This is a genomic window from Mycobacterium sp. D16Q13 (assembly GCF_002013375.1).
In the GTDB taxonomy this organism is placed as follows: domain Bacteria; phylum Actinomycetota; class Actinomycetes; order Mycobacteriales; family Mycobacteriaceae; genus Mycobacterium.
Genome location: NZ_MAEW01000003.1, coordinates 572,265 through 597,491, shown reverse-complemented (window position 1 = coordinate 597,491; position 25,227 = coordinate 572,265). Strand labels below are relative to the sequence as shown.

The 25,227-nt window shown below is 64.8% G+C and carries 27 protein-coding genes; 16 read left to right on the top strand and 11 right to left on the bottom strand.

Annotation, left to right across the window (positions count from 1 at the left end; genetic code table 11):
* Window positions 1-39: 39 nt before the first annotated feature.
* Window positions 40-1,869, bottom strand: a complete 1,830-nt coding sequence (locus B4400_RS05600; protein ID WP_078307466.1) for an Hsp70 family protein — start codon at window positions 1,867-1,869, stop codon at window positions 40-42.
* Window positions 1,870-2,049: 180 nt separating this feature from the next.
* Here B4400_RS05600 and B4400_RS05595 point away from each other — a divergent pair, with 180 nt between their 5' ends.
* Window positions 2,050-2,691, top strand: a complete 642-nt coding sequence (locus tag B4400_RS05595; protein ID WP_078307644.1) for an Rv0340 family IniB-related protein — start codon at window positions 2,050-2,052, stop codon at window positions 2,689-2,691.
* Here the strand turns inward: B4400_RS05595 and B4400_RS05590 are convergent.
* The 5 genes from B4400_RS05590 to B4400_RS05570 are packed head-to-tail and all read right to left on the bottom strand — an operon-like array spanning window position 2,688 to window position 6,028.
* A complete protein-coding gene (locus B4400_RS05590; RefSeq protein WP_078307468.1) occupies window positions 2,688-3,113 on the bottom strand; it encodes a DoxX family protein in 426 nt (141 codons plus the stop codon). The genes B4400_RS05595 and B4400_RS05590 overlap by 4 nt on opposite strands.
* A gap of 47 nt (window positions 3,114-3,160) precedes the next feature.
* The gene (locus tag B4400_RS05585; RefSeq protein ID WP_078307470.1) at window positions 3,161-4,084 is read right to left on the bottom strand and encodes a M56 family metallopeptidase; all 924 of its coding nucleotides are present in this window, start codon (window positions 4,082-4,084) and stop codon (window positions 3,161-3,163) included.
* Window positions 4,081-4,443 carry a BlaI/MecI/CopY family transcriptional regulator gene (locus tag B4400_RS05580; RefSeq protein ID WP_139360138.1) on the bottom strand — a complete coding sequence of 121 codons (363 nt, stop codon included), beginning with the start codon at window positions 4,441-4,443 and terminating at the stop codon, window positions 4,081-4,083. The genes B4400_RS05585 and B4400_RS05580 overlap by 4 nt, the downstream gene beginning before the upstream one ends.
* Before the next feature lie 17 nt (window positions 4,444-4,460).
* Window positions 4,461-5,342, bottom strand: a complete 882-nt coding sequence (locus B4400_RS05575; RefSeq protein ID WP_078307472.1) for a cytochrome c biogenesis CcdA family protein — start codon at window positions 5,340-5,342, stop codon at window positions 4,461-4,463.
* Window positions 5,339-6,028, bottom strand: a complete 690-nt coding sequence (locus tag B4400_RS05570) for a DsbA family protein (RefSeq protein ID WP_078307474.1) — start codon at window positions 6,026-6,028, stop codon at window positions 5,339-5,341. The genes B4400_RS05575 and B4400_RS05570 overlap by 4 nt, the downstream gene beginning before the upstream one ends.
* A gap of 344 nt (window positions 6,029-6,372) precedes the next feature.
* Here B4400_RS05570 and B4400_RS05565 point away from each other — a divergent pair, with 344 nt between their 5' ends.
* The 6 genes from B4400_RS05565 (at window position 6,373) to B4400_RS05540 (ending at window position 12,882) form a co-directional block, all read left to right on the top strand.
* Window positions 6,373-7,590, top strand: coding sequence for an IniB N-terminal domain-containing protein (locus B4400_RS05565; RefSeq protein WP_078307477.1), 1,218 nt, complete (start codon window positions 6,373-6,375; stop codon window positions 7,588-7,590).
* Between the two features lie 126 nt (window positions 7,591-7,716).
* Window positions 7,717-9,576, top strand: a complete 1,860-nt coding sequence (locus B4400_RS05560; RefSeq protein WP_078307479.1) for a dynamin family protein — start codon at window positions 7,717-7,719, stop codon at window positions 9,574-9,576.
* The gene (locus tag B4400_RS05555; protein ID WP_078307481.1) at window positions 9,573-11,066 is read left to right on the top strand and encodes a dynamin family protein; all 1,494 of its coding nucleotides are present in this window, start codon (window positions 9,573-9,575) and stop codon (window positions 11,064-11,066) included. Before B4400_RS05560 ends, B4400_RS05555 begins: the two co-directional genes overlap by 4 nt.
* 4 nt (window positions 11,067-11,070) lie before the next feature.
* On the top strand, window positions 11,071-11,727 hold the full coding sequence (locus B4400_RS05550) for a hypothetical protein (protein ID WP_078307483.1): 657 nt from the start codon (window positions 11,071-11,073) through the stop codon (window positions 11,725-11,727).
* Between the two features lie 19 nt (window positions 11,728-11,746).
* The gene (locus tag B4400_RS05545) at window positions 11,747-12,400 is read left to right on the top strand and encodes a hypothetical protein (RefSeq protein ID WP_078307651.1); all 654 of its coding nucleotides are present in this window, start codon (window positions 11,747-11,749) and stop codon (window positions 12,398-12,400) included.
* Between the two features lie 77 nt (window positions 12,401-12,477).
* Window positions 12,478-12,882 (top strand): hypothetical protein, encoded by a 405-nt coding sequence (locus B4400_RS05540; protein ID WP_078307485.1) that lies wholly within the window; start codon window positions 12,478-12,480, stop codon window positions 12,880-12,882.
* Here the strand turns inward: B4400_RS05540 and B4400_RS05535 are convergent.
* From B4400_RS05535 to B4400_RS05525, 3 genes are read right to left on the bottom strand one after another with little or no spacing between them, the layout of a single operon-like run.
* On the bottom strand, window positions 12,876-13,358 hold the full coding sequence (locus B4400_RS05535) for a hypothetical protein (protein ID WP_078307654.1): 483 nt from the start codon (window positions 13,356-13,358) through the stop codon (window positions 12,876-12,878). The two genes, B4400_RS05540 and B4400_RS05535, sit on opposite strands and share 7 nt — an antisense overlap.
* A 57-nt stretch (window positions 13,359-13,415) precedes the next feature.
* On the bottom strand, window positions 13,416-13,883 hold the full coding sequence (locus tag B4400_RS05530) for a hypothetical protein (protein WP_078307487.1): 468 nt from the start codon (window positions 13,881-13,883) through the stop codon (window positions 13,416-13,418).
* A 25-nt stretch (window positions 13,884-13,908) separates the two neighbouring features.
* Complete coding sequence (locus B4400_RS05525) at window positions 13,909-14,844, bottom strand: LLM class F420-dependent oxidoreductase (RefSeq protein ID WP_078307489.1); 936 nt, start codon at window positions 14,842-14,844, stop codon at window positions 13,909-13,911.
* 113 nt (window positions 14,845-14,957) lie between these two features.
* Between B4400_RS05525 and B4400_RS05520 the strand changes: the two genes are divergently transcribed.
* Both B4400_RS05520 and B4400_RS05515 read left to right on the top strand, forming a co-directional pair.
* Window positions 14,958-15,473 carry a redoxin domain-containing protein gene (locus B4400_RS05520; protein ID WP_078307491.1) on the top strand — a complete coding sequence of 172 codons (516 nt, stop codon included), beginning with the start codon at window positions 14,958-14,960 and terminating at the stop codon, window positions 15,471-15,473.
* A 15-nt stretch (window positions 15,474-15,488) separates the two neighbouring features.
* Window positions 15,489-16,340, top strand: a complete 852-nt coding sequence (locus B4400_RS05515; protein WP_078307493.1) for a cytochrome c biogenesis CcdA family protein — start codon at window positions 15,489-15,491, stop codon at window positions 16,338-16,340.
* A gap of 1 nt (window position 16,341) precedes the next feature.
* Here the strand turns inward: B4400_RS05515 and B4400_RS05510 are convergent, their stop codons facing one another.
* The gene (locus tag B4400_RS05510) at window positions 16,342-17,058 is read right to left on the bottom strand and encodes an oxygen-binding di-iron domain-containing protein (protein WP_078307495.1); all 717 of its coding nucleotides are present in this window, start codon (window positions 17,056-17,058) and stop codon (window positions 16,342-16,344) included.
* Between the two features lie 229 nt (window positions 17,059-17,287).
* Between B4400_RS05510 and dnaK the strand changes: the two genes are divergently transcribed.
* The 4 genes from dnaK to B4400_RS05490 are packed head-to-tail and all read left to right on the top strand — an operon-like array spanning window position 17,288 to window position 21,493.
* Window positions 17,288-19,156, top strand: coding sequence for a molecular chaperone DnaK (dnaK, locus tag B4400_RS05505; protein WP_078307496.1), 1,869 nt, complete (start codon window positions 17,288-17,290; stop codon window positions 19,154-19,156).
* A complete protein-coding gene (gene grpE, locus B4400_RS05500; RefSeq protein WP_078307498.1) occupies window positions 19,153-19,875 on the top strand; it encodes a nucleotide exchange factor GrpE in 723 nt (240 codons plus the stop codon). Before dnaK ends, grpE begins: the two co-directional genes overlap by 4 nt.
* 44 nt (window positions 19,876-19,919) lie before the next feature.
* Window positions 19,920-21,104 (top strand): molecular chaperone DnaJ, encoded by a 1,185-nt coding sequence (gene dnaJ, locus B4400_RS05495; RefSeq protein WP_078307501.1) that lies wholly within the window; start codon window positions 19,920-19,922, stop codon window positions 21,102-21,104.
* Window positions 21,101-21,493 carry a heat shock protein transcriptional repressor HspR gene (locus tag B4400_RS05490; protein ID WP_078307503.1) on the top strand — a complete coding sequence of 131 codons (393 nt, stop codon included), beginning with the start codon at window positions 21,101-21,103 and terminating at the stop codon, window positions 21,491-21,493. Before dnaJ ends, B4400_RS05490 begins: the two co-directional genes overlap by 4 nt.
* On the opposite strand, the gene B4400_RS05485 is transcribed toward B4400_RS05490, so the two are convergent.
* A complete protein-coding gene (locus B4400_RS05485) occupies window positions 21,490-22,644 on the bottom strand; it encodes an FAD-binding oxidoreductase (protein ID WP_078307506.1) in 1,155 nt (384 codons plus the stop codon). The two genes, B4400_RS05490 and B4400_RS05485, sit on opposite strands and share 4 nt — an antisense overlap.
* 424 nt (window positions 22,645-23,068) lie before the next feature.
* Here B4400_RS05485 and B4400_RS05480 point away from each other — a divergent pair, with 424 nt between their 5' ends.
* The 3 genes from B4400_RS05480 to B4400_RS05470 are packed head-to-tail and all read left to right on the top strand — an operon-like array spanning window position 23,069 to window position 25,172.
* Window positions 23,069-23,641 carry an SRPBCC family protein gene (locus B4400_RS05480; RefSeq protein WP_078307509.1) on the top strand — a complete coding sequence of 191 codons (573 nt, stop codon included), beginning with the start codon at window positions 23,069-23,071 and terminating at the stop codon, window positions 23,639-23,641.
* A 37-nt stretch (window positions 23,642-23,678) separates the two neighbouring features.
* A complete protein-coding gene (locus B4400_RS05475; protein WP_078307512.1) occupies window positions 23,679-24,215 on the top strand; it encodes an SRPBCC family protein in 537 nt (178 codons plus the stop codon).
* Between the two features lie 39 nt (window positions 24,216-24,254).
* On the top strand, window positions 24,255-25,172 hold the full coding sequence (locus tag B4400_RS05470) for an SRPBCC family protein (RefSeq protein ID WP_078307515.1): 918 nt from the start codon (window positions 24,255-24,257) through the stop codon (window positions 25,170-25,172).
* Window positions 25,173-25,227: the final 55 nt, after the last annotated feature.

Sequence of the window (25,227 nt, the reverse complement as noted above, 5' to 3'; positions counted from 1 at the left end):
CGTCGAACGCCCCGGAGAGCCCGTTGTCCCGAGGGGCGTTCAGTTGCGCGGACCGATCGGGATCGGGGGCAAGCCCGGGATCGTGATCGCCGGGCGTGGTGTCGACGTAGAGACGGGCTGCGTCGTCGTAGTCGTCGGCTGGGTAGTGGTCGTCGGTGGTGTCGTGGTGGTGGTCGTTGTTGTCGTTGTTGTGGTGGTGGTCGGTGGTGTCGTCGTCGTGGTCGTCGTTGTGGTGGTGGGCGGTGGCGGTGGAGGAGGCTCCGGCGATGGCGGTGGTGGTTGCACCGACTGCGTCACGGTGTGGGTCTGCGGCGGTGGGGGAGGCTCTGGTGACGGAGGTGGCTCGGGCGGGGCATCACCCGTGCTCGGCACCACGCTCACACTGGGTGTCGTCGGGGCCGGAGCCGGTGATTCATTGCTGGTCAAGGACACCATCATTCCGGTGAAGGCGATACCGGCCACAGCGGCCGCCGCGATGAACCACACCAGAGGGCGGCGATACCACGGCAGCGGTGGGTAGTCGTCGTAGTCATCGTCGGCGGCATACGGTTCATGACTGAACTGAAGCTCGGGGCGGGCGGTAGTGGGTTCGATGGGGCCGTGGTACTCATCGTCGAGGTCGACGGTGTATCCGGTGTCGTACCCGCTCTGGTAGCCCGTCTCTTGCAGCGGTGCGAGGTCGGGGGCTGAATCATCTTGAGACCAGGCCAATTCCGGTGTTTCGTTGGCGGCCGCGGCCACCGGAGCGGCGAAGGTTCCGGTGCCGGACGGCGCCGGGCGCATCATGGTGGCGTCGCCCGGCGGTTGCTCGACCGGCCGCATCGCGGTGGCGTCCTGCGGGGGCAGATCGGGCCGGGTGGCAAGCAGGGCCACACCGCGCGCGGCCGCGAGCTGCGGCTGCGGTCCGGTGATGACCGGTACCCGCATCCGCTCGGAAAGCTGTTGGGTGACAAGAGGAATGCTGGCACCGCCGCCCACCGATGCGACAGCGTTGATATTCGCCGGATGAATCCCGTTGCGTTCCACGGTGTCCTGGATGGCCTTGATCAGGTTGGACAACGGTCCACGCAGATGGTCTTCAAGCTCGGCGCGAGTGAGCCGGACATCCGTGGTAACCCCGGGAAGCTCGACCGGCACCGCGGTTGCGGTCTCGCCGGAGAGCCGCTCCTTGGCCAAACGGCACTGCTCGCGCAGCCTCGTCAGCGCGCCCACCGATGTGGTGCTCTCGGGATCCTGATTCAGATCCGTGAGCACCTGCGTCAGCAGCATCTGGTCGATCTGCTGACCGGAGAACTCGGCGAATCGGACGGTCTGCCCGATCTGCTGGAATCCGCGGGCCGCGTCAGCGAGGGTGATGCTGCTGCCCGAGCCGCCGAGATCGCACACCACCACGACGCCGCGGTCGGGTACCCCGGGTCCGGCCGCCAGCGATTCGAGGGCGGCGCGCGCATCGGGGATCAACTTCAGCTGCCGCCCGCCCGGAGCGAGGGCGGGAACGCGGTCGATCGCGTCCCGCAGCGTGCTGACCGTCTGTGGGCTCCAATGGGCGGGGACCGAGGCGGATAGCACGGGAGGCGCGGTGAATTCGGCAGCAGAGGCCGCGTCGGCGATCAATACGCGCATCGCCTCGGTGAGTGCCCATTCGGCCCGGTGAACCGATCCGTCCGCCGCCACGATGCCGACGGGGTCGCCGACCCTGCCGACGAATCCGGTGAGCGTCAATCCTGGATGGCTGGGAACTCCCACCTCGGGCGGACTGTCCTCATGCAGGGTGAGGATCGAACTGCGCACGACGGGTTGGCTCTGCGGGTCGTCGGCTGTCGCGACCAGTTGAGTGGCGCCGATCGACAGTCCCAGTGCGTTGGCCATACCTATCCGTTCGTATTGCGGCGCTGTGGTGTTTCACCCCGCAGCCCAACAGTAGGGGATGACGGTCGTCACATCCCCTAATGACGACACATCCCCTAACGCGCGTCCCCCAATGGGTGTTGATGGGAAACGGGTCGTGCCCCGTAGCCGGGGCTCAGGGTGGCTCCTACCATCGCAGACATGGGCAATAACCTGTTGGATTTCGTCATGGCGCTGGTCCGTGACCAGGACATGGCTGCGCAATACGCGGCCAATCCCGAACAAGTCATTGCCGACGCCCACCTGGACGGAGTCCAGCCCGCAGATGTCTCCGCGCTGATCCCGGTGGTCAGCGAGTCGATACCGGCCGCTCTGGGAACACAGGCCTCGCAGTTCGCCGCGAACCCGGCGGCAGCCGATCTGACGCATGCGGTGCATACGGCGATTCCAGCCGACAACATCTGGGCAAGTGGCGCGGCGACCAGTGCCTTCGAGGCGTTCGATTCACCGTTCACCGCGCCAACGCATGACCCGAGCCTGGATGCGGGTCTGCATGCCGCGACCAGTGCGGTATCGGACCAGGCCATTCGTCAGGACGCGATCACCGTCTCCGACCAATTCAGTCCGTCGGCCGGCAGTGCGGTCGCTGCGATCGACCAGTTCCAGGCTCCGTTGCACGCTCCGTCGGGAGTGGACGCGGCGGGGTTCGAGCCTGCGCATCTCGGGTCCGAACTGGGGGCCGGCGGTTCCGGCGATGCGGGTCTGCAGGATCCGTTCTTCGACCACGGAGATCTTGGGCATCACCCCGGAACCGATCACAATCCCGGAATCGACCAGTTCTAGCGCGGGGCGCGCCGCACCAGCACGCGGTCGAGCGAGAGCCGGGCGTCGTCCGCCGCGAGCGCCAGGAGCAGGAACCCCCAGCAGAACGTGGCGGCGAAGGCCCCGCCGTTTTGCATGGGTTCCCAATGCACCGGTAGGTGCTCGAAGAAATATGCGTAGGCCATCATTCCCGCCGCGAGGATTGCGGACACGCGTGTCCACAGTCCCACCGTCAGCAGGACGCCGAGTGTCAACTCGAACACGCCCGCCCACCAGTACGGCCAGTTGAGGAAAGGCTCGGGGTGTCCGGAACCGGTGGGCGATCCGCTCCACCAACCAAAGATCTTCTGGGTTCCCTCCAAGAGGAAGATGACTCCGAACACGAGGCGGGCGCCCGTGGGAATGACCCATCGCGCGGTCGGGCCGACGCGCCGGATGTTCATGGATTCTCCTCGTTGATCCGATAGGCGCAGTGCCGCGCCGCGGAGTGTCAGAACGTGCAGTACGCCCTGAACAGCACGACCAGGGCGGCGCCCGCGAGGGTTGTCGGAAGCAATGCGAAGCCGAGCGTTAGCCGCCCCCGCCCTCTCGGTGTGCGGGTGGCCGCTCCCTGGGCCCGCAGCCATATGAGCCGCACCGCCACCGACTCGCTGGACATGTTCAAAGCGCCACGCATCGCCACGCCTGACTTACTCATCGCCAGGAGTGCGGCGCGCACAGTACGTGGCCCGTGCGCCCGCGCCGCAGCATCGTCGGCCGCCAGCTCCACCATCAGCCTGACCATTCCCGGTGCGCGGCGCATCAACGGCAGCATCGGAAGTGCCACCGCGGCGATATCGGCACACAGCACGGCCACGTGGTGTCTGCCGCGGATATGTGCCAACTCGTGTTCGATCACTGCCGCGCACTGCTGTTCGCCGAGGCGGCGGATGCCGTGAGTGGCTATCACCGCTGGCCGAGCGCCACCGAGGCTGTAGGCGATCGGCCGGGGATCGTCGATCCAATGGACTTGCCCGGAGTGACACGTTGCCGCTCGCAGCATCCAGAAGTGACGGGCGCGGTGCCGGCGCGCGGCCCGCAGGCTCCGAATCGCCACGACCGCGACCCGCGCCAGGATGGTCAGGGGTAGCAGCGAGATCCCCAGCTGAACAAGGGTTCCGAAGGATGAGTGCGGGATGGATCCGCTCAGGCACCCGCCCACGAGCGTCGTGACACCCCTGGTGTCCAGTATGTGAGGAAAGAGCAGCAACATCGCGGACAGCGCCGTGAGTACAAGGAAGGCCATCAGGGCTCCGAGCCATGCCGCCAGCACGGCGGCGGGCAGCAATGTAGGACGCACGGTCGGTCGTAGGCAGGCCGGTCCTGCGACACCAATGAGGGCGGCACTTGTCATCAACACCAGGGCTATGGTCATGTCAGGCCACCTCGGCGGAGGATCCTGCGCAGCACCGTGGATTCCTCGGGTGAGGCAGATCCGGCGAAGTGCAAGAGCACCCCTTCGGCGTCACCGCTGGCGGCCAAGACTTCCCGGACCATGCGCGCCGCGGCAGCTTCGCGCGTTTCGGCCGCTCGGTAGCGGAACGCCCGCCCGACCTTCTCGCGCGTGACATGCCCCTTGTTGTGGAGGTTGTCGAGGACCGTCATGACTGTCGTGTATGCCAGGGGGCGGTCCAGCCGATCCAGGACATCACGGACGGTCGCTGGCTCGGACACGGACCACAACACCTCCATGATCGTCGCCTCCCGCTCGCCGAGGCCGAACATGTCACGCACCAGCCGTCTCCTTCTGTCTAGGCGCGGTCATCGGCGTCCTCCCTCGTTCTGTCACTGCGCTTTCGGGTGCCGCTCGCCGCAGTGGCGCGGGGACGCAGCAGACGTATCAGGACTACTACGAATGCGGTACAGGCGATCCCGAGCGCCACGGCAGCGTTAGGCAGGTGCGCGGTGAGATCTTGCAGCCGCGCCTGGATGTCGAACTGAGTATCGCTGCCGGTGATCCCGCCCAGTGCGGCCGTCCCGTCGGTGGCAACGAAAAATACCCCGATCAGGAGGAACATCCCGCCGGAGACGAGGTTGGTGGAGTGAGTCCGGAACCGTCTGATTCGGATCTCGCTGCCACGGACCCACCGTCGGTTCGACAGCCCCAACCGCCCCCAAGCGAATGCCAGTACGAACAAGGGCGCTGCCATTCCCAGTGAGTACAGCGACATCAGCAGGGCGCCATAGATCGGGCTGGAGCCGATAGCGGCCACTGTCAACACGCTTCCGAGTATCGGCCCGGAGCAGAATCCCGCGAGCGCGTACACGGTGCCGAGCATCAGGACTGACAGGCCCGAGGACAGATCGAGGCGAGCCGCCGCGCGCGCGGCCGGGCCGATGCGGAAGCCGAACCCGGCGATGATCGCCACGCCGAGTGCGATCATCAGCAGGCCTCCGGCCGTTGTCACCCGGGAGCGGTATTCGGTAAGTAGCGCGCCGACCGCGCCCACTCCCGCGCCTAATGGCACCAGCACCGTCAGCATCCCCAGGTAGAAGAGCGCGGTCCTGCGCAGGAGCAGTCCGGCTCGGTCGAAGGAGTACGCGAAGAACGACGGCAGGAGCATCGCTGAGCATGGGCTGACCAGCGTCAGAACCCCACCGAGCAGTGCGCCGAGGATTCCGACATCGATCACCGCTGAGCCTGCTCGATGACCGATACGAAGACGTCCACGGGCTGCGCACCGACCACGGGCTTGTCGTTGATCACGAACACGGGCGTAGAGGACGCGCCGATCGCGACTGCTTCCTGGATATCTTGTTGCACTGCGGGCAGCAGCCGATCGCCCGCGAGCGCTGCCTGGAAGCGGGGCAGATCTGGAACTCCAGCTTCGCGAGCCCGTTCGAGAAGGACGGTGTCGGTCAGTTCGGCATGGCCGCGATCCGGCGCATGCCGATACACAGTCCGGTTGAACTCCCAGAACTTGCCTTGTTCAGCTGCTGCTCGACCGGCCTTGGCGGCCTGCACCGATTGTGTGCCGAAGATCGGGAGATCGCGCCATTCGATCCGCAGTTTCCCGGTCTTGACGTAACGCTCGACGAGTTGTGGTTCGGTGTCCCGGCTGAACTTCGCGCAGAAGGGGCAGCGGTAATCCGAGTAGATGATCAGCACCACCGGCGCATCGACAGGGCCAAGCGCCATCGGATCATTCGCGTGCAGCCGAGCCAGGCTGTTGTGGTGGTTGGTGGCCGCGGGTGAGTCGACCGACGCGGTGCTCGCGCTGCTGTGATCGAAGAACAGGTACGTGGCCAGCCCGATGATCACGACCCCCAAGATCCCGGCGATCCAGATATCACGCTGACGGTTGTCGCTTCGCCGCACAGTTTCCCTCTTTCGACCTACTATCCAACTTAGTAATTATCTACTAGGAAAGATAGTAGATAATTACTAAGTTGGATAGTAATTACAGTATCTCCCCTGTTCAGAGGGCTGCCGCCGCTCAATGTTGGCAGTGAGAAGCGGGTGCTCGTGTCGGCGGAGGGTGGCCGACGCACCCTGCCCCTAGGCATCCCCTAATCCCCTAATGGGGACGGTCACGAACCCCCGTGGGGGATCGGCGGAGAAGGGGAAGTTCTCCCGTTTTCAGGGCACTTGCAGGTTCGTAGGTTTGTATTCAGTTCGACCGGACAGACCCGGTTGACTCCGATCCCTCAAGGAGACCTCAAATGTCCATCATCGACTTCATCCTCAACCTCTTCCGCGATCCGGTGCAGGCCGCAAGCTACGTCGCCGACCCGCAGACCTCGCTGGCCAACGCCGGGCTGTCGGCCGTCACCGCCGCACAGGTGGGTGCGGTCATGCCGGTCGTCGCCGAATCGGTGGCCTCCAACTACGGCTACCAGTCACAGTGGGTCAACACCGGCAACCCGATGAACGACCTGTCGGGCAACCTGCAGAACTACTACGCCGCGCAGCCCGATGCCCCGAGCATCCTGTCGCCGTCACTGCTGAGCCCTCGGGACAACTTCAGCCCCCGCAACAACGACTTCATGAGCCACAACGACACCGAGTTCGCGAGCCACAACCCCATCGCGAGCGGCAACCAGGTCATGAGCCCGAGCGGGAACGTGGACAGCTTCAACCGCGGTCCGCTGCTGGACCTGAGCTTCGGCGACCTGCAGTTCGGTAACCGCGACACCAACGCCATCGGCGACGGTGCGGTGGCCGTGGGTGGAAGCAACTCCGGACCCATCGCCTCCGGCAAGGGCTCCACCGCGGTCAACGGCGATGTGCGCGATAGCAACATCATCAACGCCGACCACGGCAGCAAGGTCGGTGTGGACCAGAGCCAGACTCGGGTCGGCGGCGACTACACCAACGTCAGTGGGCACGGCTCGGCCGGCATCGACAAGAGCGTGACCGTCGTCGATGATCACTCGCAGCGCAACACCACCAACATCAACGATTCGTTCAACACCGATCGCTCGACGAACATCGGCTCGGGTAACACCACCCACACCGATATCGCCTCGCACAACCAGGTGAAGACGCAGACGGATATCGGCTCGCACAACCAGACGAGCACCAGCACCAACACCGATATCGCGTCGCACAACAAGGTGAACACGGACATCGCGTCCAACAACCAGGCGCACACCGGCACCTCGGTGAGCAACTCGCACACCAACGCGATCAACGACTCGCTGAACACCTCGCACTCCGCATCCAGCAGCGCCGCGGTGAGCAACTCGCACAGCAGCGCCATCAACGACTCGCTGAGCAGCCCGCTCAACGCATCACACAGCTCCTCGATGAACGAGTCGTTCAACTCCTCGCTGGGCTCGCATGGCGCGGCCGGCACCGGATTCGAGGCCCAGGCGCAGGCCCAGGGTCACGCGTCGGCCGCCGACCACACCACCCTTCCGGGAACCGAGCACCACTAGTCCCCGGGCGCGATGCCCCGCACCAGTACTGGTGCGGGGCATCGGCGTGGATGCCGGATCGAACTGTGCCGGCCCCAAGAAATGGCACAGTAATGAAGAATTTCCAGCGAGAAGGGTTAGGGAACCGTGTCGGACACTGCACAGGACGGCCAGCAGCAGCTGGCGCTCGTCAACGAGCTGCTGGGGCATGTGCGCAAGATCGCGGGCGAGAACGATCGGGGCGACCTGATCGATCGCCTGGACCGGGTGGACCAACTTCTCGTGGACCGTCCGCTACGGGTGGTGGTGGCCGGACAACTCAAGCAGGGTAAGAGTCAGCTGGTGAACTCGCTGCTCAACATGCCGGTCGCGCGCGTGGGTGATGACGAAACCACCTCGGTGACAACCGTTATCAGCTACGGTGAGCAACCCTCGGCCGCCTTGGTGGTGGCTCCCGCTGAACAGTACGACGGCGGTGGGCTGGCCGGAGAGCCCGAGATCATCCCGATTCCGGTCGCCGATATCGGCAAGGACCTCAAGCGGGCACCGCAGGCCCAGGGCCGCGAGGTGCTGCGGGTGGAAGTCAAGGTCGCCAGTCCGATGCTCAAAAGTGGTCTTTGCCTGGTGGATACGCCTGGTGTCGGCGGATTCGGTCAGCCGCACCTGTCGAGCACCCTCGGGCTGTTGCCGGATGCCGATGTCATGCTCATGGTCAGCGATCTCAGCTCCGAATTCACCGAACCAGAACTGGTTTTCATCCAGCAGGCGCTCGACCTGTGCCCCGTCGCGGCGATCGTCAACACCAAGACCGATCTGTACCCGCACTGGCGGTCAGTGGTGGCCGCCAACTCCGTACATCTGCAGCGCGCCAAGGTTACCGTTCCCGCCATCACGGTGTCGTCGGCGCTGCGCTCGCACGCGTTGCAGCTCAACGACAAGGAGCTCAACGCGGAGTCGAACTTCCCCGCGTTGGTCACCTTCCTGAGCAATGCCATCGCAGACCAGCAAGCCAACACGCGGCAGCAGGCCGTGGCCGAGATCGGCTCGGCAGCCGAACATCTCACACTTACTCTGGATGCCGAACTCAGCGCATTGCAGGACCCGCAGAGCCGCGATGAGCTCACCTCGGATCTGGAACGGCGCAAGCGTGAAGCCGAGGAAGCGCTGGCCCACACCGCGCTGTGGCAGCAGGTTCTCGGCGATGGCATCACCGACGTGTCGACCGATGTCGAACATGATCTGCAATCACGATTCCGGCGCATCCTGCAGCGGACAGAAGAGGTAATCGACCGCACCGACCCCACCAAGAACTGGGCCGAGGTCGGCGCCAAACTCGAACAAGCCGTGGCCAATTCAGTGGGAAACAACTTCGTCTGGGCGCACCAGCGGGCGATGCACCTGGCTGCCCAGGTAGCCGAGACCTTCGCCACCGCCGGCATGGACTCGGTGAAGATGCCGCGCCTGCGGGCCAGCGAGATGGGCGCCGATCTGAGCGACTTGAACTCGCTGTCGAAGCTGGAGGCCAAGCCGATCAAACTGGGGCACAAGGCGATCACCGGACTGCGCGGGTCTTACGGTGGCGTCATCATGTTCGGCATGCTGACCACCGTCGCCGGGCTTGGCATGTTCAACCTGATCTCGCTGGGTGCCGGTGCGATGCTGGGAAAGAAGACCTACAACGAGGACATGGAGAATCGGATGCTGCGCATCCGGGGTGAGGCCAAGACCAATGTCCGCCGTTTCCTCGACGATGTGTCCTTTGTGGTACTCAAGGAGTCGCGGGACCGGCTACGGCTGGTACAGCGTCAGCTTCGGGATCATTTCCGCGACATCGCGAATCAGACCACGCGCTCACTCAACGAGTCGCTGCAGGCCGCCATCGCGTCGGCACGGCTGGAGGCAGAGGATCGCGATGCGCGCACCCGCGAGGTGGAGCGCCAGTTGCATATCCTTCGTCAGGTCAACACCCATCTTGGGGGACTGGAAGGGCTGCGGCCATCCACATGAGCAGCGTCGATCTGGCTCGCGTCATCCTCGGTGATGCGATGCGCGCCTACCAGGGCGATCCGCGGTACGCGCGGGTCGCCGAGCCGCATGAGGAACTCCGGCGCATCGCCGCCAGGCTCGACGAACCGCTCCGGGTCGCCATCGCGGGAACCCTCAACGCCGGTAAGTCAACGCTGGTGAATGCGCTCGTCGGAGAAGACATCGCACCTACGGACGCCACGGAGGCCACCCGGATCGTGGCTTGGTTTCGCCACGGCGCCGCCCCGCAGGTCACTGCCAATCTGTTCAGCGGTGCACGCCAGGACATTCCGATTCGTCGTGACGGCGGCCTTTCCTTCGAGCTCGACCGGCTTGACCCGGCATCGGTGTCCGACCTTGATGTCCATTGGCCCGCACCGGAATTGAATGAGATCACCCTGATAGACACCCCGGGGACGTCGTCGCTGTCCACCGATGTCTCCGAACGCAGTCTGGCGCTGCTGGTGCCCGAAGACGGTGTGCCACGGGTCGATGCGGTGATCTTTCTGCTGCGCAGCCTCAACGCCGCCGATATCGGTCTGCTGACCCAGATCGGCAAGCTGGTCGGCGGCGAGGCTGGCGGTGCTGTCGCGGTGGTTGGTGTCGTCTCGCGTGCCGACGAGATCGGGGTGGGCCGGCTCGATGCGATGTTGTCCGCGCGTGAGGTGGCCGCCCGGTTCGCCGGGGAGATGGAACGCACCGGGATCTGTCAGGCCGTGGTGCCGGTCGCGGGTCTGCTGGCGCTGACCGCGCGCACGCTGCGACAGGCCGAGTTCGTCGCGCTACAGAAACTGGCCGAAGTGGATCCGCAGATGCTGGCCAAGGCCCTGCTGTCGGTGGACAGATTTGTGCGCGAGGACGATTCGCTGCCGGTCGACGCGCAGACCCGGGCCGCGCTGCTCCATCGATTCGGCATGTTCGGTATCCGGATCTCGGTCGCCGTCATCCGGGTCGGAGTCGCCGATGCGACCGGACTGGCCGTTGAACTCCTCGAACGCAGCGGACTGGTGGAACTGCACAACATCATCGCCAACCAATTCGGTCAGCGCGCGGGCATCCTCAAATCGCACACCGCGCTGCTGTCGGCTCGCCAGGTACTGACCGCTCACCCGGTCCAGGGTGGGCGCCAGGTCATCGACGACATCGACCCGCTGCTCGCCGACACGCACGCCTTCGACGAACTGCGGCTGCTGGCAGAGCTCTCCTCGCGGACCACCACACTCACCGAACACGAGACGGTGCTCATTCGCAGACTGTTGGGGGCGTCCGGCACGGATGCCGCTGCCCGATTGGGTCTGGACGAGACGCGCCCAGATCCGCGGCGTGCCGCCCTTGATGCGGTGGCACGCTGGCGGGTGCGGGCCGAGTATCCGCTCAACGATCCGTTCACCAGCCGGCTGTGTCTGGCCGCGGTCCGCAGTGCCGAAGGCATACTCACCCAGTTGTCTACGCACGAGCGCCCGGCATACTGAGCAGATGATGATGCGTCTGTTCGCCGCGACCGGGGTCCTCGTGGCGGGATTCAGCACGGCGACGGCAGCGGCCGAGCCCACACCCAATCCGGCCGGGCCCGTATCCAGGCCTGTGCCCGCCAGTGTGTGGATCAGCCCCGGCGAGATTCCCATGAACGGCGAATATCACTGGTCAGCGGCCAACCCGACCGCAACGGGCAGGGCGGCTTTCCTCAGCATGCGGCTCTGTGGCACCACGTCGGCTGACGTGCTGCCGCCGGCGTCGGCCATCGCTACGCAGACCGCGTCGGGCACCGCGGCGTCCGTCGTGCAGGCGGCGGGGCAGTGGCCCGAAGGAAACACGGGCGGGGCCGCGGCCTTCCAGAGCGGTATTCGGTCTCAGCTCAACTACTGCCCGGGAGTCGGCGAAGTCATCAGCGTCGACTTGCGTCCTGCGCCTTCGTGGTACGGCTTCGCGGCGACCCTGCTGGTGGGCAAGGACCGTGACAACCCCACCAGCGAGGTGCATATCTACAACGTGGTTCCGCCGGAGTCGGGCACCGTTTCGGAGCTCGCGGTCACGGTGCCCCGCACGGGTCGTGAGCCCTCGCCGTGGAAGCCCGTCGATGATGCGACGGTTCTGCGCGCGCTCGCGCAGCCGTTGTGCAAGGGCTCCTGCTAGGGCGGGATTTCCTGTGACGATGCGCGGGTGGCTGTGGGCGGTTTCGGCGATGGCCGTGATTGCCTGCGTGGGTACCGCGGTTCCGGCGGCCGCGGATCCGAAGCCCGTGCCCGACACCGTGTGGACCAATCCGCGGGACATTCCGATGGACCACGTCTCGCACTGGGGTTCCTTGGCGCGCAACGCAACCTCGGTTGACCGTCCTGCCTTCTGGTCGGCGAATCTCTGCTTCTCGCTGGGAGAGAGTCTGCCGCAATCGCCCGAATCAGCGTCGTCGTCGGTGAGTTCCGACGAGTCCGGGTGGACGGCGGTTCAGGTGATCGCGCACTGGCCTGGCGACACCGCGCTCACCGATCAGTATGCGTCGACCGTCTATCGGTCCCTGCGCGCCAGGTTGGATCATTGCTTCAACGCCGTCGGCGCTCAGGTGACGGTCGCCGACCTACCCAATGGGCATGCGGCCACCGTGACCCTGCCGGCCCAGGGCGGCAAGCAACCGCAATACCGGCTGTACGTCGTGGAGCCGCCGGGCACCGGAACGGTGGCCGAACTGACCGTGACAAACGCCATCACGGGTGCCGTCGTTTCGCCCTGGGTCGACGCCGACGACCAGCAGGTTCTGCGCAGCGTGGCAGCCCCGATCTGCCGGACCGCCAAGAGCACCGCCTGCTGAAATTTGCGTCCATTTTTTGTCGCTTCGGATACCGAATCACCATCAACGCGTGCCCTTGACGGCGTAGCGTCCGGGGTATGCACGGACGCGGAGTCCTTTCAGGCGTATGCGGTATCGCGACGATCATCGCGATGGCTGTGTTGTTGACACCGGTGTCGATTCAGGTTGATACGGGCGGCGGATCGCAGTCGGTGACATGCGGTATGCCCGTCGGGCCCCGGCTTACCCGGACCGCGGAGCTGGACAAGATGAGCTCCGCCACGAACCAGTCGACGAACTACCACGACCAATGCGCGGCCAAGCTCGATACGCGGCGTATCTGGGCCATTCCGATCGGTGTGCTGTCGTTCGTGATCGCGCTATGCGCGGCAGGGCATTTGTGGAAAGAGAACTCTCCGAGCAGTCCCGGACAGACCCATCATGGTCTGTCCGGGCCGCCCGGCGGGATTTCTGGTCCGCCCGGCATGCGGGTGGCTCACTGACCCCCAACGGGTACTTGAACATTGCCGCCACCGGGAATCGGGATGACTACTGACCGGCCAGTGGTGGTCGTCGGCGGGGTAGTCGTCGTCGTCGGTTGAGTCGTGGTGGTTGTCGGCTCGGTCGTGGTGGTCGTTGTCGTGGTCGTCGGCTCGGTCGTCGTCGTGTCCTGGCTGGTGGGCGACTCCGACACCGTTTGAGTCTCGGTCACCGTCGAATTGTCGCCGCCAGTGTTCCCGCCGTGACCGCCATGGCCCTCGTGGCCGCCGCCGGAACCTGCGGGTGTGGAGCTTGTGGTGGACGAGACGGATGAGGTGCTCCCGGCCGGGGCTGGCTTGTCGCTACTGGTGATCACCAGCGCGGCGATTACGGCGATGACGGCCACGCCCGCGCCCGCCAGCGCGATGAGCACTGCCGGCTGTTTGTACCAAGGATTGGGCTGGTCAGGCCCCTGATCGTGGTAATGCTCGTTGTATATCGTCGGGTCTTCTGGCGGCTCCGGATAAGACATGGTGCGGAGCGTAACCCAACTTCCTTAAAGCCCGGGGATTTGCGGGATAGCCGGAATCTGGGGAATTGGAGGTATCGCCGGGATCGGTGGAATGGCCGGTGGTGACGGAATTGAGGGTGCTTCGTACCGATACGTCGGCGACTCTGAGGCCGGCGGGGGCTCGTAGTACGTGGATTCGGACGTCGGTGCGGGCGCCACCGGTTCCGACGACGGCGCGGCCGTGGTGGGGACGGTCGTCGAGGACTCTGCGGAGGGTTCGGTGGTGGTGCTGGGCGTTGTCGACGTCAACGGCGTGTTGTCGTTGACCACACGCTTATCCGTAGACAACACGATCGTCATAAGCACCGCGACGATGGCGATGATCGCGGCGATGGTGCCCACAATGGCCGGTCCGGTTCGGTACCAGGGCGTCGGCTTCTCGCTCTCCTCGATCAACCCGGAGAAGTAGCTCTCGTCGTCGTCGGGAGCGTTCGGTGTCTCGTGCTCACTCATCAGGTGCGGAGCCTAACTCAGAAAGTCAGCCAAATTGCGGGATCACTGTCGAGGCGAAGAACTCCAGGTGATCGAGATCCTGCATGTCCAGCAGCTGGACATAGACCCGCTGAACACCGGCGTCGACGTAGGCGCCCAGCTTGTCCACCACGGCATCGGGTGTGCCCGCGAGCGGGCTGTTCTCGGTGATCTCGTCCACCTCGCGGCCGACATTCGCCGCGCGGCGGGCGACGTCTGCATCCGTGTCGCCGATGCAGACCGCGAAGGCCGCCGAGTAGATCATCGAATCGGCGGGCCGTCCAGCGGCCTCCACCGCCTGTGCCACTCGCGCATACCGATCGGTGATGATGTCGACAGGCTGAAAGGGCAGGTTGAACTCGGCGGCGAATCGAGCGGCGAGAGCCGGAGTGCGCTTGACCCCGAGGCCGCCGATGACGATGGGCGGATGCGGTTCCTGCACCGGTTTGGGGAGCCCGGGGGAGTCGGTCACCGTGTAGTGCTTGCCCGCATAGGAATAGGTGTCGCCGGTGGGTGTGGTCCATAGTCCGGTGAGGATGTCGAGCTGTTCTTCGAGCCGATCAAACCGCTCGCCCAACGGCGGGAAGGGAATCGCGTATGCTTCGTGTTCCTCGCTGAACCACCCCGCGCCTAGGCCGAAATCGACTCGGCCGCTGCTCATCTCGTCGACCTGCGCGACGGTGATGGCGAGTGGTCCCGGATGCCGGAAGGTGGCCGAGGTGACCAGGGTGCCCAGCCGAATGGTGGTGGTCTCCCGGGCGATGGCCCCAAGTGTCACCCATGCGTCGGTGGGTCCGGGCAGCCCGTCGGCACCGCCCATCGCCAGGTAGTGATCGGACCGGAAGAACGCGGTGAACCCCAGCTGCTCGGCGGCTTGTGCCACGCGCAGCTGATCGGAGTAGGTGGCGCCCTGCTGCGGTTCAACGAATACCCGGAAGTCCATGACTGCCAGCGTACGTAAGGCCGCATACCCGAGCGCGGGCGCGTTGCGTCGATGGTTACGGTGGGTGAGCGAGATGAGCGTGAGTTGACGAGAATGCGGCGAAACGAGGGAAAGTGATATCACGCGTTGCGGTTTCGGCTATCGCGGTACTGGCTTTGGGTATCGGGCTGACCGGTTGCTCCGGGGCCGGCAAGAACGACACGTCCACGGCTGGCTCGTCGTCGTCGCAGTCCTCACGATTGCTGAACTTCACCGCCAAGACCATCGACGGGGCCGACTTCGCGGGCACCAGCCTGACCGGAAAGAAGGCGGTGCTGTGGTTCTGGGCGCCATGGTGCCCGACGTGTCAGAAGGAAGCCCCCGATCTGCAGAAGGCAGCCATCGCGCATCCGGATGTCACTTTTGTGGGTGTGGCCGCACAAGACCAGGTGTCCGCGATGCGCGATTTCGTGACCAAGTACGGCCTCACCTTTGTTCAGTTGGCGGACACCGACGCCAAGGTGTGGGCCCTCTACGACGTCACCCACCAGCCGGCCTTCGCATTTTTGGGGTCTGAAGGCCAGGCCGAGGTGGTCAAGAGCCCGCTCTCGGGATCCGAGCTCGACAAGAGGATCGGGCAGCTGCACTGAGGCTGCGCTACCGACGTGATTGATACCGCAGCACTCACTTTCGCGCTGGGCGCGGGCCTGGTGGCCGCGCTCAATCCGTGCGGCTTCGCGTTTCTCCCGGGTTATCTCGGACTGGTGATAGCCGGTAGCGACGGCACGACCTCGAGGCTGACCGCGGTGGGCCGGGCGGCGACCGCGACCGTGGCGATGGCCGCCGGGTTCCTGACTGTGTTCGGGATCTTTGGGCTTGTCATCTCTCCGGTGGTCGCGTCGGCCGGTCGGTACATGCCCTTCGCGACGGTGGTGATCGGTATTGCGCTTGTGGCGCTGTCGATCTGGCTGCTGTCCGGGCGAGAGCTCACCGTCATGCTGCCCAGAGTGTCCGGTGGGGCGCCGACCGCCTCGCTGCTCTCGATGTATGGCTACGGGCTCACCTACGCGGTGGCATCACTGTCCTGCACGGTGGGGCCGTTTCTGGCGGTCATCAGCACCACCTTCAAACAGGGAGCCATCGTCTCGGGAGTGCTGGCCTTCATCGCCTACGGTGCGGGTATGGCCGTGACCGTCGGCGTCGCGGCATTAGCCGTTGCGCTGCTGGGAAATTCGGTACAGACCACGATGCGCAAGATCCTGCCCTATGTGGGGCGCATCGCCGGAGCGATCGTGCTCTTGACCGGGCTGTACGTCACCTATTACGGCTATTACGAGATTCGGCTGAACTTCGGTGACGGGAGTGCCGACGATCCGGTGATCAATGCCGCGAGCGAGGTGCAGACCTGGCTGGTGAGTGTGGTCGACGACACCGGGGTATGGCCGCTGGTGGGCGGCATCGCGCTGATCGTGGTTGTCGCGGCGGCGAGTTCGTACGCCGTCCGGAGGGGGCGCTGAGCTACCCGCGCTCCGCGAGTTCCGCGTATTCGTCCCGCAGGGAACGCAGCTGCGCGGCTCCGTCACCCGCGTACGACGATCCGTGCATGATGGCGAGCGTGGTCGGATCCAGGGCGGCGAGCTGATCGAGTGTCGGCGTCAGCGTGGTGGTCAGGCCGGTCGCGTGGAAGAGTCCCTCGGCCGCTAAGGCCGGCGCCACGCAATCGGATTCGGTGAGCGCGGGACCCTGCCCGGTGTGGGTGAACAGGTCTCCGCAGAACAGCGTCGCGCTGATGTCGTCGAACCAGAGCCCGGCCTCCCAGTTGTGGGGGATATGCGGAGTGGCCAGGAACTTCAGCCGGTGCCCACCGATGTCATGAGGTTCCTCACCCACGGCGACGGGTGGCCGGTCGCACATGTCGTTGAGCGAGAGCATGCACGCCAACGGGCTATGGATGACCTCGGCGTGCGGGGCCGCGGCGAGGAACTGGTTTGTGGAGCCGCATTCGTCTGCCTCGACATGACCGAACGAGATCCAGCGCAGTGCCTCCAGGGCAATGACGCGTGATACTGCCTGCGAAACATTCGGATACAGGAACTTCTGGCCGGTGTGAAAGAGGAACGGTTGGTCGCCGGTCAGCAGAAACTGGTTGAAGGTGAAGCCATGCTCGGTGATATCCGGGACCCAGGTGGAGAACCGGAAGATGCCATCTGCGATCTCGTCGACGGCGGTGTCCATGGCCTTAGTCTGCGCCCGCGCATGCGGCGGGACCAGGAAATCGGTTGCGGCGGGGTGAGCAAAACCCCAGCTCGGAGCCGTGGGAACAAATATGCGCGGTGGTCCGTTGAGCTGTATGTCGAACTTGAGTCATGTAGGCTCAACTATGGCTTGACGAAAAGATCCGGACGAGGCAAACTTGAGCGGATCTCACTGAAGGCATTGAGGTAACCAACAGGAGGAATGAACTATGGCTCGTGCGGTCGGAATCGACCTCGGGACCACCAACTCCGTTGTCGCCGTCCTCGAAGGCGGCGACCCGGTAGTTGTCGCGAACTCGGAAGGCTCTCGTACCACCCCGTCTGTCGTTGCGTTCGCACGCAATGGCGAGGTGTTGGTCGGGCAGCCTGCGAAGAACCAGGCGGTGACCAACGTCGACCGGACGATCCGTTCGGTCAAGCGGCATATGGGCACCGATTGGTCCGTCGAAATCGACGGAAAGAACTACACCCCCCAGGAAATCAGCGCCCGCACGCTGCAGAAGCTGAAGCGCGACGCCGAGGCCTACCTGGGTGAGGACATCGAGGATGCCGTCATTACCGTGCCGGCGTACTTCAATGACGCTCAGCGTCAGGCCACCAAGGAAGCCGGCCAGATCGCCGGCCTGAACGTGCTGCGCATCGTCAACGAGCCGACAGCGGCCGCGCTGGCCTACGGCCTGGACAAGGGCGAGAAGGAACAGACCATCCTGGTCTTCGACCTCGGTGGTGGCACCTTCGATGTGTCGCTGCTGGAAATCGGCGACGGCGTCGTCGAGGTCCGGGCGACCTCCGGTGACAACCACCTCGGTGGTGACGACTGGGACGAGCGCGTGGTGACCTGGCTCGTCGACAAGTTCAAGGCCAGTGCCGGTATCGACCTGACCAAGGACAAGATGGCTCTGCAGCGTCTGCGCGAGGCTGCCGAGAAGGCCAAGATCGAGCTGAGCTCGAGCCAGAGCACCTCGATCAACCTGCCGTACATCACCGTGGACGCGGACAAGAACCCGCTGTTCCTCGACGAGCAGCTGACGCGGGCCGAGTTCCAGAAGATCACTCAGGATCTGCTGGACCGTACGCGTAAGCCGTTCCAGTCGGTCATCAAGGACGCGGGTGTTTCCGTGGCCGATATCGACCACGTGGTGCTGGTGGGTGGTTCCACCCGCATGCCCGCGGTCACCGATCTGGTCAAGGAACTGACCGGCGGCAAGGAGCCCAACAAGGGCGTCAACCCCGATGAGGTTGTCGCCGTGGGTGCCGCGCTGCAGGCCGGTGTGCTCAAGGGCGAGGTGAAAGACGTTCTGCTGCTGGATGTCACCCCGCTGTCCCTCGGTATCGAGACCAAGGGCGGCGTGATGACCAAGCTGATCGAGCGCAACACCACCATCCCCACCAAGCGGTCGGAGACCTTCACCACGGCGGACGACAACCAGCCGTCGGTGCAGATCCAGGTGTATCAGGGTGAGCGCGAAATCGCTTCGCACAACAAGCTCCTGGGCTCCTTCGAGCTGACCGGCATCCCGCCGGCCCCGCGCGGTGTGCCGCAGATCGAGGTCACCTTCGACATCGATGCCAACGGCATCGTGCACGTGACCGCGAAGGACAAGGGCACCGGCAAGGAGAACACGATCAAGATCCAGGAAGGCTCCGGCCTTTCCAAGGAAGAGATCGACCGGATGATCAAGGACGCCGAGGCGCACGCCGACGAGGACAAGAAGCGTCGCGAAGAGGCGGATGTCCGCAACCAGGCAGAGTCGCTGGTCTACCAGACGGAGAAGTTCGTCAAGGAGCAGCGTGAGCCCGCCGAAGGCGCCGAGAAGGTCGTCTCCGACGAGACTCTCGGCAAGGTCGACGACGCCATCGCCGATGCCAAGAAGGCGCTGGAAGGCACCGATATCGGCGCCATCAAGGAGGCCATGGAGAAGCTCGGCGAGCAGTCACAGGCGCTGGGTCAGGCCATCTACGAATCCGCGGCCGCCAAGGCTCAGGCCGAGGGTGCCGGTGCTGAAGGTGGCGCTGGCGCTGCCGATAGCGATGTCGTGGATGCCGAGGTCGTTGACGAGGAGAAGGACAGCAAGTGACCCCGTCAGGTGGGCAAGATCGGGATGAAGAACGCGAACCGGTGACCGTTACCGATAAGCGTCGGATCGATCCCAACACCGGCGCGGTTCGCGAGGAGGCAAAGGCGGCCGGAGCCGCGGGGTCGGCGACATCCAACCCCGAAAAGCAGGCTGCCGCAGCGGAACCGGGTGCTTCGGCACCCGGGGCCGCGGCCTCCGAGGGTGAATCGGATGCGGATGCCAAGGTGGCCGAACTGACGGCCGACCTGCAGCGTGCGCATGCCGACTTCGCCAACTACCGCAAGCGGGTGGAACGGGATCGGCAGGCCGTCATCGATTCGGCCAAGGCATCCGTGGTCACTCAGCTGCTGGGCGTGCTCGATGACCTCGACCGCGCGCGGGAGCACGGCGACCTGGAATCAGGTCCGCTGCGCAGTGTTTCGGACAAGCTGACCGCAGCTTTTGAAGGGCTGGGGTTGGTGACATTCGGTGCCGAGGGGGACGACTTCGATCCCTCGCTGCACGAGGCGGTTCAGCACGATGGCCAGGACGGCCACCCCGTACTGGCTGCGGTACTGCGCAAGGGCTACCAGATGGGTGATCGGGTACTTCGGACCGCGATGGTCGTGGTAACCGACGGCAGTCCGAAAGATCCGGCCACGCCCGAAAGCGGCGACACGGCGCAGGATCAGCCCGAAACGGCGGGTGCCGAAACACAATCCAAGACAGAATCAGAGTAAGAACTGCACAGCACGACCGATGGACGCGAAGGAGGTGATGTCGGGTGACGCAACGTGAATGGGTCGAGAAGGACTTCTACAAGGAGCTCGGCGTCTCCTCCACCGCGACCCAAGACGAGATCAAGAAGGCCGCGCGCAAGCTGCTGGCCGAAAATCACCCGGACCGCAACCCGGGCAACCAGGCCGCCGAAGATCGCTACAAGGCCGTCAGCGAGGCCAAGGATGTGCTGTCGGATACGGCCAAGCGCAAGGAGTACGACGAGACCCGTCGGCTCTTCGCCGGTGGCGGTTTCGGACGGCGATTTGGCGACAACGGATTTGGCGGCGGCGGTGGCTTTGGCGGTGGCAGTAACAGCGCCGAGTTCAACCTGAACGACCTCTTCGGCAATGCCGACACCTCCGGTGGAGGCGGCATCGGCGACTTGTTCGGTGGACTGTTCGGGCAGCGCGCGCAGCCGCGCGCCAGCCGTCCGCGCCGCGGAAACGATCTGGAGACCGAAACGCAGCTCGACTTCGTCGAGGCCTCCAAGGGTGTGTCGGTTCCGCTGCGGCTCACCAGTCCGGCGCCATGCACCACCTGCCACGGCAGCGGAGCTCGCCCCGGCACCAGCCCGAAGGTCTGCGGTGCGTGCAACGGCAGCGGGGTCATCAATCGCAACCAGGGCGCCTTCGGATTCTCCGAACCCTGCACCGATTGCCGCGGTACAGGCTCGATCATCGAGAACCCCTGCACGGACTGCGAGGGCACCGGGGTGACCACCCGAACCCGCACCATCACCGTGCGGATTCCGCCGGGAGTCGACGACGGGCAACGTATTCGGCTGGCCGGGCAGGGTGAGGCCGGTCTGCGCGGCGCTCCTTCCGGCGACCTGTATGTGACCGTACATGTGCGGCCCGACAAGGTCTTCAGCCGCGACGGGGACGATTTGACTCTCACCGTTCCGGTGAGTTTCACCGAATTGGCTTTGGGCGCGACGGTTTCCGTGCCGACATTGGAGGGCCGTGTCGGGGTGAAGGTGCCTGCGGGCACGTCCGACGGGCGCATCCTGCGGGTGCGTGGGCGCGGTATCCCGAAGCGGGCGGGCGGTAACGGCGATCTGCTGGTCACCGTCAAGGTCGCGGTGCCCTCGAAGCTGGAGGACAGTGCGCTGGAGGCATTGCAGCGCTACCAGGTGGCCGAAAAGGCGAGTGGATTCGATCCGCGGGCTGGCTGGGCGGGTGCGCGATGACGCCCCGCCGCCAGCCTGAGCGCGGCGCTCGCACCTTCCTGATCTCGGTGGCCGCCGAGCTCGCCGGAATGCACGCGCAGACCCTGCGCACCTACGACCGGCTTGGGCTGGTCAGCCCCGAACGCACGAGTGGCGGAGGGCGGCGCTACTCGCAGCGTGACGTGGATCTGCTGCGCGAAGTGCAGCGACTGTCGCAGGACGAGGGCGTCAATCTTGCTGGTATCAAACGGGTTATCGAACTGACCAACCAGGTTGAGGCGTTGCAGGCCAAGGTGTCCGAATTGGCGGCCGAGGTAGCCCAGCTGCGCGCGGCGACATCGGGTCGCGAGGTCGCGATCATCCCCAAGAGCACCGCTGTCGTCGTCTGGCAGCCGCGTCAGCAACGCTAGACCGGGTCGTGCTGAATTCTGGAGGCGTCGGCCCCTTTTGAGACCAGGGCCTCCTTGGTGGCCTGGATCATCGATGCCGAGCCGCCGAGCAGAATCTGGCGATCACCCCAACCCCCGTAGGCGGTCACTACCTCGGAGAGCAGCCCTGTCTGCCGGACATGGAGGCCGCGGGGCGGCGTCGGATCGTGGTATTCATTGGCCCAGTCCGGGTTTCGTGGGTACTCGGTGACCGGTGTGACCGACAGCCACGGATTCATCGAGGCGATGTGCCACAGAGTCCACAGGTCATAGAGTTCCTGCGGATAGCGTGCCCCATAGAACAGGTGGACCCGTGGATTCTCGGCCCATTGGGACAGCTCCATGATGAGGCACCGCAGCGGTGCGATACCGGTGCTGCCCGCCACCATCAGTACGTCTCCACCGTCGCGGTTCACTGACAGCGCGCCGAGCGGAGGCGAGATCCGCCAGGTGTCGCCCACCTTGGTCTTGTTGACCATATCGCCGCTGACGAGGCCGCCGGGTACCGCCTTGACGTGAAATTCGATGTAGCCCTCGGGATCCGGTGGAATCGCCAAGCTGAGATAGCGCCAGTTCCGCGGGCTCTGCGGCACCTGCACATGAACGTACTGCCCGCAGTGGTAGTTCATCGGCGCGTTGAGCTTCAGCCGGATCAAGGCGAGATCTCTTGAGGTTCGGTGGTATTCGATGACTTTCCCGTCCCACCAAGGCTGGCCACTATCGGAGGCCGCTGCGCTGCGCATCACCTCGATCATCACCGTGTAGACCTCGGTGGCGGTGGCCTCCATCCGTTGATCCCAAATCGGTTGCAGCACCTCACGTGTGGTGTCGAGCAGGGCCTGCCGCATGGTGCCGTACTGGCTGTCGGTGGCCCCGAACTTCCGATGATCGCGACCTAGCTGGGCCAGGAAATTGACCAGGCCCTCGGTGCGGTACGCCGCCATCTCCCAGAGCACGAACTGCAGTGCCTGACGGAAATGCTCGCGTTGCGATGACATGTCGGCGGGGAAGAGATCGCCGACGGAGGGGTCGATGGCGAACCAGCGGCTATAGAAGCTTCTGACAAGTTTGTCCCCCGATAGCTCGACTCCGCCGACCAAGTCGTGCAGCGCTTCGACGTCCTCAAGCCCCACGAGCTCGTTGCCTCACCTTTCCGGGGTCCTGCCTACCGACCCGCCAGTCTAGGAGGGAAGTTCCCGGCCCGTCTGGGACTGCGTGAGCTCAGATCGCGAAGGGGCCAGTTCGGCGGCGACGCATTCGTGTGCTGGGTAGTGCCCTTCCGTCCCGGTTTAGCGACTACAAGACCGGTGATGCGCACAGCACGGTGTTTGCCAGTATCTACGGTCGCCGGTGTAGGGGGAATCACGAAATTCGTGTCGGCACCTAACTCGGCATCTCATGCGGAGCTAGACCAGCTCCGATACACCGCCAACCCGCCCGACCGCACACTGCTCGCACTCCGTCGAGTGCGGGCCGTGCTGCCAGGCGCCGCCTGGCAGATCAGGATTACCCCGGCTGGACCTGTTTCCGAAGAGGTTTGCTTAGCTAATCGTCTCAATGTCGGCGCTTGCCAGTTTCGCGGAGTACAAAGGTGTCACCACCGACGATGGAGTGTGCGCTGTGGGCGATTTACACGATCCGGCCGATGTTGTCGCCGATTTCTTCTACCCACACTCTCCCGGCCGAGTGTGGGGTGTTCTGGTCGACCCCGATGTCATGGGGGATTGGTTTGTCGAACAGGTCGGGTTCCATCCGGTGGCGGGTACGCGGTACCGGCTCGCGGATCTTCCCGTGCCGATTGCCAACTATTCGGGGAACATCGCCTGCGAAGTCTTGGTGGCTACGCCAAACGAAATGCTGGCGATTTCCTGGTGGGATACGAAACTTCCCGCCCCGGTGGCCTGGCGAACCACATGGACTCTGGGCGCGGTGCCGAACGGAACCAGGGTGGTCTTGAGCCGGCCGGCATTCAGTAGCGATGACCCTGCTGTGCGCCGGATGGCTGCCCTCTCCGATCGATTCTGGCCGACTGCGATGACCAAGCTCGGGCGTCTTATCGATCGTGCAGCGGCTATCTCTACCGATGACGACACCATCGAACCCTCCTCTGGGTCGAGTTTGCCTGGCTAACAGATGAGAACACGGCGGTGACCCAGATTAATGGGGTATGAAAGGTAACCCCATCAATCTGGAGAGTGCTGTGCCCGACGACGCGAACGACATCGCCACCATCATCCTGGATCAGTTCTATCCGCATCCGCCCGCGCGCGTGTGGGGCGTGATGGCGTGTCCTGACGCCATGGAGGAATGGCTGATGGACCCGACGGGTTTTCGGCCGCAGGTGGGGACCCGGTTCCGTTTCCGCGCCTTTCCCTTGCCCATGGCCGACTTCTCGGGCGCGTTGTCGTGTGAGGTCCTCGCGGCTACCCCGAATAGAGTGCTGTCGATCCGCTGGTGGGATATGAAGTCGTCGCGGCAGACGGTGTGGACGGTGACGTGGACCCTCCACGAGGTTCCGGGCGGAACCATGGTCACGCTGCGTCACGAGGGATTCGATATGAGCGATTCCGCCTCGCGTGTCTATCGGACGATCTCCGAGCGCGGTTGGCCCGGGACGATGGGCAAGCTTGGGCGATGTATCGATAGTGCGCCGTCTCGCCGGGACTGGCCTCCGCATTGTCTGGTCACCGATGTATCCGCCTGATCGCCCACACAGATCACGTATGTGCGGTATCTCAGGGGTATGACCGCGTCGCGGGATGACCTGACATCGGTGACGGTTGGGCAGTTCTTCGCGTATCCGGCCGATCAGGTGTGGCGTGCCATCACATCGGCCGCCTCTATCTCCGATTGGACTACCGACCTCGGTGAGGACTCGGTGGCGGTTGGTAAGTCCTTCGCGTTCACCACTTTCCCGATGCCGGAGGTGAACTTCGGCGGGCGCGGGGAGTGCGAGTTCACTGACGTCGCGCCAGGCGAGCGCTTGGTCTATCGATTCACCACGCCGGAGGACTCCTGGGATTTGCGTGTCACATGGACGCTCCATCCGGAGCCTGGCGGGACGCGATTACTGGTTGTGCATGATGGATTTGACCTCGCCAATCCAGCTCATGGGCGGTTGCGCGTTCTCGTTCGCGATATCTGGGCATTGGTCATGTCGCGCATCGAAGAGCTCTTGAGTGTTCCGGAGCCGGGTGGCGATCCCCCGCCCGATGATGCGACGACATTCAGCCTGGGCGAGTTCTACCGCTACTCATCGCGCACCGTGTGGCAGGTCATCACCTCGAAGGAGTTCGTTGGCGACCTGGTGAACGACCACGATCTGGCGTCCGTGGAAACTGGTGGGCGGCTGTCGATAACCACCTATCCGATTCCGCTTCTCGGATTCGCCGGGAGGGTCGACATGGAGTTCCTGGAGGTGCGTGAGCCCGAGCTCATCACGTCCACCTTCACGATTCCGATCCTGGGGGGAATCACCGCTCTGCGCATGACGTGGCGGCTGATTCCCCGGATCGGCGGCACCCAGCTGTGGTTCACGCTGAGCGGATTCGACCCGCAGTCCCCGCTCAATCGCCAGCTCCGATCGATTCTGCGCGGCGGGGCTCTTCCGGTGTTGTCGCGCGTCGGCGAGCTTCTCGAGGGTCGCGGCCACCGCGTGTGATTCCGGATTTAGTTCCGAGCGCCGGTAGGTGTGATGAGCTAGACACGGCACCGCG

Coding starts and splice junctions, on each gene's coding strand:
- B4400_RS05490 (WP_078307503.1), top strand. CDS start 21,101: ATGACGCCCCGCCGCCAGCCTGAGCGCGGCGCTCGCACCTTCCTGATC.
- B4400_RS05480 (WP_078307509.1), top strand. CDS start 23,069: ATGTCGGCGCTTGCCAGTTTCGCGGAGTACAAAGGTGTCACCACCGAC.
- B4400_RS05565 (WP_078307477.1), top strand. CDS start 6,373: ATGTCCATCATCGACTTCATCCTCAACCTCTTCCGCGATCCGGTGCAG.
- B4400_RS05550 (WP_078307483.1), top strand. CDS start 11,071: ATGATGATGCGTCTGTTCGCCGCGACCGGGGTCCTCGTGGCGGGATTC.
- dnaK (WP_078307496.1), top strand. CDS start 17,288: ATGGCTCGTGCGGTCGGAATCGACCTCGGGACCACCAACTCCGTTGTC.
- B4400_RS05475 (WP_078307512.1), top strand. CDS start 23,679: ATGAAAGGTAACCCCATCAATCTGGAGAGTGCTGTGCCCGACGACGCG.
- B4400_RS05600 (WP_078307466.1), bottom strand. CDS start 1,869: ATGGCCAACGCACTGGGACTGTCGATCGGCGCCACTCAACTGGTCGCG.
- B4400_RS05540 (WP_078307485.1), top strand. CDS start 12,478: ATGCACGGACGCGGAGTCCTTTCAGGCGTATGCGGTATCGCGACGATC.
- B4400_RS05590 (WP_078307468.1), bottom strand. CDS start 3,113: ATGAACATCCGGCGCGTCGGCCCGACCGCGCGATGGGTCATTCCCACG.
- B4400_RS05470 (WP_078307515.1), top strand. CDS start 24,255: ATGACCGCGTCGCGGGATGACCTGACATCGGTGACGGTTGGGCAGTTC.
- B4400_RS05555 (WP_078307481.1), top strand. CDS start 9,573: ATGAGCAGCGTCGATCTGGCTCGCGTCATCCTCGGTGATGCGATGCGC.
- B4400_RS05525 (WP_078307489.1), bottom strand. CDS start 14,844: ATGGACTTCCGGGTATTCGTTGAACCGCAGCAGGGCGCCACCTACTCC.
- B4400_RS05595 (WP_078307644.1), top strand. CDS start 2,050: ATGGGCAATAACCTGTTGGATTTCGTCATGGCGCTGGTCCGTGACCAG.
- B4400_RS05585 (WP_078307470.1), bottom strand. CDS start 4,084: ATGACCATAGCCCTGGTGTTGATGACAAGTGCCGCCCTCATTGGTGTC.
- B4400_RS05510 (WP_078307495.1), bottom strand. CDS start 17,058: ATGGACACCGCCGTCGACGAGATCGCAGATGGCATCTTCCGGTTCTCC.
- B4400_RS05530 (WP_078307487.1), bottom strand. CDS start 13,883: ATGAGTGAGCACGAGACACCGAACGCTCCCGACGACGACGAGAGCTAC.
- B4400_RS05545 (WP_078307651.1), top strand. CDS start 11,747: ATGCGCGGGTGGCTGTGGGCGGTTTCGGCGATGGCCGTGATTGCCTGC.